Annotated in this window: 13 protein-coding genes; all 13 read right to left on the reverse strand. The window is 24.6% G+C overall.

Annotated features, from left to right (window positions below):
- Window positions 1-565 (reverse strand): S49 family peptidase (locus AWT72_RS07320; protein WP_197407633.1); only part of this gene is annotated, 565 nt, incomplete at its 3' end.
- A complete protein-coding gene (gene mnmA, locus AWT72_RS07325; RefSeq protein WP_067143065.1) occupies window positions 562-1602 on the reverse strand; it encodes a tRNA 2-thiouridine(34) synthase MnmA in 1041 nt (346 codons plus the stop codon). The genes mnmA and AWT72_RS07320, both read right to left, overlap by 4 nt.
- 16 nt (window positions 1603-1618) lie before the next feature.
- Window positions 1619-2308: an LrgB family protein gene (locus AWT72_RS07330; RefSeq protein ID WP_067143068.1), complete on the reverse strand. Its 690-nt coding sequence runs from the start codon at window positions 2306-2308 to the stop codon at window positions 1619-1621.
- Window positions 2301-2663, reverse strand: a complete 363-nt coding sequence (locus AWT72_RS07335) for a CidA/LrgA family protein (protein WP_067143072.1) — start codon at window positions 2661-2663, stop codon at window positions 2301-2303. Before AWT72_RS07335 ends, AWT72_RS07330 begins: the two co-directional genes overlap by 8 nt.
- 1 nt (window position 2664) lies before the next feature.
- Entirely contained in the window at window positions 2665-3030 is a 366-nt protein-coding gene (locus tag AWT72_RS07340) for a response regulator (protein WP_067143074.1), read from the reverse strand.
- A gap of 192 nt (window positions 3031-3222) precedes the next feature.
- Window positions 3223-4032: a Cof-type HAD-IIB family hydrolase gene (locus tag AWT72_RS07345; RefSeq protein WP_067143077.1), complete on the reverse strand. Its 810-nt coding sequence runs from the start codon at window positions 4030-4032 to the stop codon at window positions 3223-3225.
- A gap of 14 nt (window positions 4033-4046) precedes the next feature.
- A complete protein-coding gene (locus tag AWT72_RS07350) occupies window positions 4047-4445 on the reverse strand; it encodes a pyridoxamine 5'-phosphate oxidase family protein (protein WP_067143080.1) in 399 nt (132 codons plus the stop codon).
- Window positions 4446-4459: 14 nt separating this feature from the next.
- Window positions 4460-5236: a Nif3-like dinuclear metal center hexameric protein gene (locus AWT72_RS07355; RefSeq protein ID WP_067143083.1), complete on the reverse strand. Its 777-nt coding sequence runs from the start codon at window positions 5234-5236 to the stop codon at window positions 4460-4462.
- A 10-nt stretch (window positions 5237-5246) separates the two neighbouring features.
- Complete coding sequence (locus tag AWT72_RS07360) at window positions 5247-6056, reverse strand: hypothetical protein (protein WP_067143086.1); 810 nt, start codon at window positions 6054-6056, stop codon at window positions 5247-5249.
- A gap of 1 nt (window position 6057) precedes the next feature.
- Entirely contained in the window at window positions 6058-6498 is a 441-nt protein-coding gene (locus AWT72_RS07365; RefSeq protein ID WP_067143089.1) for a peptidylprolyl isomerase, read from the reverse strand.
- 2 nt (window positions 6499-6500) lie between these two features.
- Complete coding sequence (gene pdxT, locus AWT72_RS07370; RefSeq protein WP_067143092.1) at window positions 6501-7049, reverse strand: pyridoxal 5'-phosphate synthase glutaminase subunit PdxT; 549 nt, start codon at window positions 7047-7049, stop codon at window positions 6501-6503.
- Window positions 7046-7504 carry an NUDIX hydrolase gene (locus tag AWT72_RS07375; RefSeq protein WP_067143095.1) on the reverse strand — a complete coding sequence of 153 codons (459 nt, stop codon included), beginning with the start codon at window positions 7502-7504 and terminating at the stop codon, window positions 7046-7048. Before AWT72_RS07375 ends, pdxT begins: the two co-directional genes overlap by 4 nt.
- A 42-nt stretch (window positions 7505-7546) precedes the next feature.
- The coding region (locus AWT72_RS07380) for a tetratricopeptide repeat protein (protein ID WP_156413104.1) at window positions 7547-8040 on the reverse strand (494 nt) is incomplete at its 5' end.

Below are 8040 nucleotides of genomic sequence, written 5' to 3' on the forward strand. Positions count from 1 at the left end.
TTTTATAATCTCCTGTATGAATTGCTTCTACTTCAATTCCAAATGTTTCTATAAGATTTTTAAAGTACATTTTATTATAACTATAACCTTTAAGTTCAAAATCTGTACTAACACTATCAGGCATTCCTATTTTATCAGCAATAACTGCTAACTTATAATTTGTATTATTAATACTAGTACCATATGCTAATATTTTTTTATCAGATATTTTATATTTTTCTAATACTTCTAATAATTCATCTACTTGTGTATCAGTAACTTTTATTTTATCTAAATCAAGTACTATATTTTTAATTTTGTCATCTTGTCTTATATTTTCTAATTTTAATATGACATCTAAAAATGATGTCCCCTTATTTTCAAAAAGTATATTATCTTTATATTTATTGTCACTTATATTTTTCATTCTAAAAACTACTGTATCATAATTAGTAATAATATTAATTTCTGGTGATGTCAATAATGCACTAAAGAACATTATTATAATAAAGAATACAAATATCATTGTATACAATATTTTTAAATTAAACTTTATAAATCTCCCTAATAATCTTAAAATTTTCATTTTATTTTGCCTCCTCCTATTAATTCTTCGTTATAATAAAACACTATATGTTGACCACTAGCATTTTGAGCATTTTTATTATTATATTTAAAATATATATTATTATTTTTTATAATTAATTTACCATATAAACCCTTTGAAGATGACCTTGGTCTAGCAAACATTTCTTTCCCTATAAGTTCATCAATATTTTTATGAAAAATATAGTTTTCAAATTCCACTTCATCTTCCATTAAATCTTCATATTTTCCTAAAATTATCTCATTTTTATCAACTAATATTTTAGTTATAAACACTGGATATGGCAATTTTAAATCAAGACCTCTTCTTTGTCCTATGGTATACAATGCATAACCTTTATGTTTCCCTAATATATTTCCATTTTCATCAACAAAATTTCCTTCTTGTAAATCTAAATTTTCAACCAAATATTTTTCGTAACCATCAGGTGCAAAACATATTCCCTGACTATCTTTTTTATCATGTGTTATTATGCCATTTTCTTTTGCAATTTGTCTAACATTTTCTTTTGGCATATCTGCTAATGGAAAAAGCATCATATCAAGTGTATCTTTACTTAATCTATAAAGCATATATGTTTGGTCTTTACTATTATTTGTATAAATTAAATAGCCATTAGAACTTTTTCTTGCATAATGACCTGTTGCTACATAATCAAAACCAAGATTTTTTGCCATATCTATTAAAGTTTTAATTTTTACTTTTTCATTACATATTACACAAGGATTTGGTGTTACTCCACTTTTATATTCTTTTAAAAATTCTTTTATTACTTCTTTCATAAACTCTTTTTCAGTATTTATTACATAATGTGGTATACCTAAATTGTATGAAACAATTTTCGCATCATTTATATCATCTAATGAACAACATGTCTTATTTTTTGAATTACTGAGTTCATCAGATAAATGTTTTATACTAACACCTACTACTTCATAACCTTCATTTTTCAAAAGAAGTGCAGCAACTGAACTGTCAATACCACCACTCATTCCTACTATTACTTTTTTTCTCATTAAATTCCTTTAAATATTATATAAACAATAATGCTAATGGTGCTATAATAATTACTACTATACCAGTTAAAACAATTGATAAGCCTCCCATTGCACCTGCTGTATGACTAATTTCTATGGCTCTAGAAGTTCCTATTGCATGTGATGAAGCTCCTAAACTAACTCCCATCGCTATATCATCTTCTATTTTAAATATTTTAAATAAAGTTGGTGCTATAACTGAACCACTAATTCCTGTAATTATTACTAATACTACAGTTATTGGAATTATTCCATTTAAACTTTCACTAACTCCAACAGCAATGGCAGTTGTTATTGATTTTGGTAAAAATGAAATTATTATTTTTTTATCATAATCAAATAATTTAGTAAATAAAATTATTAATACTATATTTAAACTATTACCTACTATTATACCAGTTAATATTGAAATATAGTGTTTTTTTAATAAATGAAAATTCTTGTAAAGTGGTATAGCAAGTGCTACTGTCGCTGGTCCTATAAGTGATGTTAAAATATCTCCACCCATACTATATGAATTATAATCTATTTTTAATACTTTTAATATCAGTATTATAATAATTATCGTTAATAATAAGGGATTAATTAAAGAAATATTTGTTCTTTTTACTATCTTAGTTGATAATTTAAATATAAAAAGTGTAAGAAGTATACCAAAAAATGGATTCATAACTACATTATTCATTGATATCACCTTCAAATTTATCTTTTACAAATTTTACTATTTTTGCAATAACTACTATTGAAATAGAAGTCGTTAGTATTGCTATAGTAAAAAATGTTAACCATATTGGTTTTATTAATTCAAATTTTGTCATTATACCTACCCCTGCTGCTACAAATAAAATAGGCAAATTATTTATAAAAAAATTCCCTACTAATTCTATTTTTTCTAATTTAATAAACCTTAATTGTAATGCTAAAAATAAAAGTATCATTCCTATAACACTACCTGGTATAGGTAAATTAAGACCTTTTGAAATACTATCACCTAGTAAAGAAAAAAACAAAAAGTATATTAACTGTGAAAATATTTTCATACTACTCCCCTATCAAAACTTCATTAACTGCATTAATTAACTCATCAACTGTAAAAGGTTTACAAATACACGCCTTAGCTCCTGCTTCTATTCCCTCAGCTATATAAATTTGTAAAAACATCATAGAACTACATATTAAAATTTTAGCATTTTCATCATATTCAACTATTCTTTTTGTCGCTTCAAAACCATCAACTAATGGCATATTTATGTCCATAGTAACCAAAGTAGGTTTGTATTTTTTATACATATCAATGGCTTCCATACCATTTTTAGCTTCTATAATTTCAAAGTTATAATCTTCTAAAATATTTTTAATACTTTGTCTAAAATAACTACTATCATCAACTATTAATGCTTGTTTCATATTTTTCCCCTTTATTTATAAGATTTAAAATTACTTTTATTGTAATAAATCATACCATATTTAGTAATTCTTGTAAACCAAAAATAAAGCTTTAAAAATAATTTAATTTAATTTTTAAATTATATAAAAAAACAAAACATATTTTGAAATATCTATGTTTTGTCTTTTGCATAATGCACAAATTTATTAGTTTTATAAGTCAAATATTTCTATAATTTTTTTTGCTACTGAATCAGTATCGCTGTCTGCTAATACTTCTTTATGCGGCAGTAATTCTTTTAATTCTTGTAATGAATTATTCATTATATAACTATTATCAAAAAAGCTTAACATTTTAAAATCGTTAAGACCATCTCCAAAAGAAATTACTTCTTCATTCTTTATGCCATCACGTTCTAATAATAGTTTTGCAGCATTAGCCTTATTTGCAGATTTATCATATATTTCTAAACTATTTTTGCTTACGAAATCTATATTAGCATATTCTGAGATTTTTTCTCTTAAATATTCTCTAATTTCTAATAATTTTTCATATTTTCCAATAAAGTATATTTTATTATATTTTTTATTTTTAAATTCATCTGTTGTTATGATATATGGTTTATATGTTTTATCTTTTCTACGCTTAAAATAATATTCTAAATGTTCTTCTGAAACTACATACCAATTTTTACCAGAATAACCATTAAGAAATATTTCATTACCGTATTTTTTTAAATCAATATTAACTAATGTATCCCTTACAAAATCATCTAAATATGCTGAAAATAATTCATTAGATTCTTCATCTAATACTCTTGCTCCATTTGTTGTTATAAGTGGAACTTTTCTATTTATTTTCTCTGAAATTAGCTTAGCTCCTGTCTCAATTCTACCAGTTGCAATGTATAATTTATAACCTTTGTCTATAAATTTTTGCATAGTTTTTATTGTAAACTCACTTATCTCATGTTCTTTATTTAATAATGTGCCATCAAGGTCTGTTACAACGGCTTTATACATTTTCGCCTCCCTAATTAACCTTGTAATACCTTTCCTGCATCAGGCCCTGATTTTAGTGTGTCTATTCTTGCAATTTTCATAACAGTAACTGCTTTTGGAGCACCCATTTTACCTTCAGCCCATTTTACTGCTTCTTCATAATATTTACCGTCAGTATATATTTTTGCAGTTCCTACAAATCTATATCCCATTAATTCTGGTCTATCAACTACTATTACTACCATATAACCATTTTCTTGAATATTTTTCATAGTTCTACCAGCAGTATTTTCATTAAATACTATTGTTTCATCATCATATACTCTACATGATCTTTTAGGTCCTATATTTGGTGTCCCATCTAAATTTATAGTACCTATTATTGGTAATTCTTTACCTAACATTTCTTTCATTTCTTCTGTCAATTTAATCATTTTAAATTTCCTCCTTATTTTATTTTAATAACAGATGGCATATAATATCTCTCTACCATCACATCAGTATTTTCTTCAAGAAAATCTGCTATAATATCTATACTAGGACTTTCACTTTCATGATGTCCAAAATCTATTATGCACAAGCCTTCTTCTAATGCATCTAATGCCTCATGATGCTTTACATCAGCAGTTAACATTAAATCTACTTTTGAAATTACATCTGGTATAAAATCTGCTCCTGAACCAGTAACTATTGCTATTTTTTTTATATATTTAGAATTATAGTAATCATCAAAAATTAATTTTATATTCTCAACATTTAATGCATTTTTTACTGCAGTAACTATTTCATATATATCAGTTTGATGCTCCAATTCAATAAATCTTATTGGTTTATTATAACTTTCTTCTTCATATATATACTCAAATTTTAAATTTAATAAAGATAAGACATAATCATTTAAACCATTTATACCAGAATCTAAATTTGTATGTGCTGCATATATAGCAACATCATTTTTTATAGCTTTAATTATTCTATACCCCATAGGATTATCTATCAAAATATTTTTAATAGGTTTAAAAATTAATGGGTGATGTGCCATTATCATATCAAAATTATTTTCAACAGCATAGTCTATTACCTTAGAGCTAACGTCTAATGCACACAAAACTTTTTTTATCTCATTTTCACTATCACCAATTAATAATCCTACATTGTCCCACTCACATGCTAAATTTTTAGGATATTTTGATTCAAACATTTTAATAATCTTATTTAATTTCATAGTTTATCTCCTAATATTCAAACTCTGATATTTTTGCTAATACTTTATTAAGTTCTTTTTTATTTTTTGTATCATCAAATTTATTAGAATTTAATTCTAAATAATCTATTAATAAAGTAGTTTCAAAATAATTAAATAAATATGCTGAATAAGCATAATTAGTTTCTAATTCTAATTCTTTGGCATAACTTTCATAATCACTTTCTAAATCTAAATTAAAATTTTCGTAATAGCTATGTAAATATTCATAATACTCATCTGTAATGTTCTTTTCTTTTAGTATACTATTTAATGATTTTTCTTTCAATAGTTCTTTTTGAATAATAGCGTATAATATTAGACCCATTTTTTCAAAATGTTCTTCTTTTATTTGCTTATTTTGTGTTTGAATTTGAAGTATAGTAATATACACATCAAATATATCTAATACTTTTTCACTATTTATATTGTTGTAATATAAATTATAAAATTCTAGTGTAAATATATATGTTTCATCAATTAGTTCAAATAGTGAATAATTATATTTCAAATTTTCTATTGACTTAGATATGGCCCTATTCATTAGCGTTATTAATTTTTTGTCCTCTATACCATCTATAAAGCCCTTATTTCTTATGTGTTCTAATAACTCTAATACAGTATCACTAATTTTAGTATTTTGACTAGTAACTTCATATGATTCTCTAATTATTGATTTATTGTTTTCTATAATATATGTAGAAATTAATAAACTTGTATTATTGTCAATATCTAAATCTCTTATTTCCTTATTTAAATCTATACTATCATTTTCGTCTAGTTTTTTTAATATTTCTAACATATTAGTCTACCTTTTTTATAATTGCTTTTTCTATTATATCTCCTTGGATTATACTATTTACGACCTTTTGGTCTTTATCGCTCAAAACTTTACCAAATATAGTATGATGGTAATTAAGCCATGGAGTCTTAGTATGAGTTATGAAAAATTGTGAACCATTAGTATTAGGTCCAGCATTAGCCATAGCAAGTAATCCTGCTTCATCAAATACTAACCCTTCTACAAATTCATCTTCAAATTCATAACCAGGTCCACCCATGCCTGTTCCTGTTGGATCTCCACCTTGTATCATAAAATCATTTATTACCCTGTGAAAACTTACACCATCATAAAAATTTTTTTCAATTAAGTCAACAAAATTTTTAACCGTTTTTGGAGTTTTATCTTCAAACAATTCTAAATTAATATCTCCTTTATTTGTTTTCAATACTACCACTAACATAACTACCTCTTTTCATTTATAATATCTATAAAATATTTATGTACAGTAAAATCATCTGTAAGTTCTGGATGATATGCTGTTACTAATATATTATTTTGTCTTGCTGCTACAATATTATTATCTACTACTGATAATATTTTAACATCATTTGTTATTTTTTCAATATATGGTGCTCTAATAAATACCATAGGTATATCTATATCATTAAATTTATCTTTTGTTATAAAACTCCCTAACTGTCTTCCATATGCATTACGCTTAACTTCTACATTGATTAAACCTAAATGCATATTAGACAATAGTATAAGTCCTGCACAAGTTCCAAAACAAGGCATACCTTTTTTTATCTTTTCTTTTATTATATCAAACATTTCTAATTCTTTTAATAATTTTGATATAACTGTACTCTCTCCACCAGGTATTATCAACCCATCATATTCACTTAATGCATCTTCTTTATTTCTTATTTCAAAACAATCTATATTTAATTTTTTTAATATTTTTTCATGCTCTATAAAGGCCCCTTGCAATGCTAAAACTCCTATTTTCATATCTCAAAATCCCTTTTCACTAATTTATTATTAACATATGTACTTTTTACCATAAATACATTTTTATCTTTATTTATTATCTTATCTAAAAAATCTTTATCGCCTTCCCATATATTAAGTTCAAAGATTTTATTTCTATCAATCCAGTGTAAATCTCCTTCATCGCATTCTATCATTTCGCCAGAGAAATCTTCAGTACTAAATACAAAAATATATTCTACATCATTATCATCAGATTTAAAAGTAATTAATCCCCTATAATCAAGACTATTTGCAATAAAGCCAGTTTCTTCTTTTATCTCTCTTATAGCAGATTCGTAAGGACTCTCAAATTCTTCAATATGACCACCTACACCAATCCATTTGCCTTTATTAATATCATTTTCTTTTTTATTTCTATACAACATTAAAATTTTATCATCTTTTTCTAAATATGTTACTGTGTATAATTTCATTAAGTTCCTCCTATAAAAACAAGAAGGTTAATACCTTCTTATCTATATTTTATTTTTTAAATACTCTATTTTTTCTTTTAATCCTTCATCACTTGGATCTAACTTATATGCTGAAATATATTCTTGATATGCTTTTTTATGTCTTCCCATATGTTCATACTTTCTACCAAAATCTATATATGCAGTCAATATATCAAAATCTAAAAATATAGCTTTTTCATAATAGTTTATTGCATCTATTATTTTTCCTTCACGAGACGCTATATTACCTAATAAAAATATTACAAAAGGTTCTTTGCTACATAAGTCCAAAGATTTTAATAAATATTTTTTAGCCAATTCTAAACTATTATTTTCATAATATAGATAACCCAAAAATGCCAAAATTTCATTATCATCTATTTTAATTTCTGATAACTTTTTATATATTTCTATTGCTTCATCATTTCTTTTATATGCGTGATAAATTTCTGCTAATTTTTTCAATGATTCTATATCATGTTCATTTTTTATCAAGTTATTTTTCAACTCATTTA

This window comes from Oceanivirga salmonicida (assembly GCF_001517915.1).
In the GTDB taxonomy this organism is placed as follows: domain Bacteria; phylum Fusobacteriota; class Fusobacteriia; order Fusobacteriales; family Leptotrichiaceae; genus Oceanivirga; species Oceanivirga salmonicida.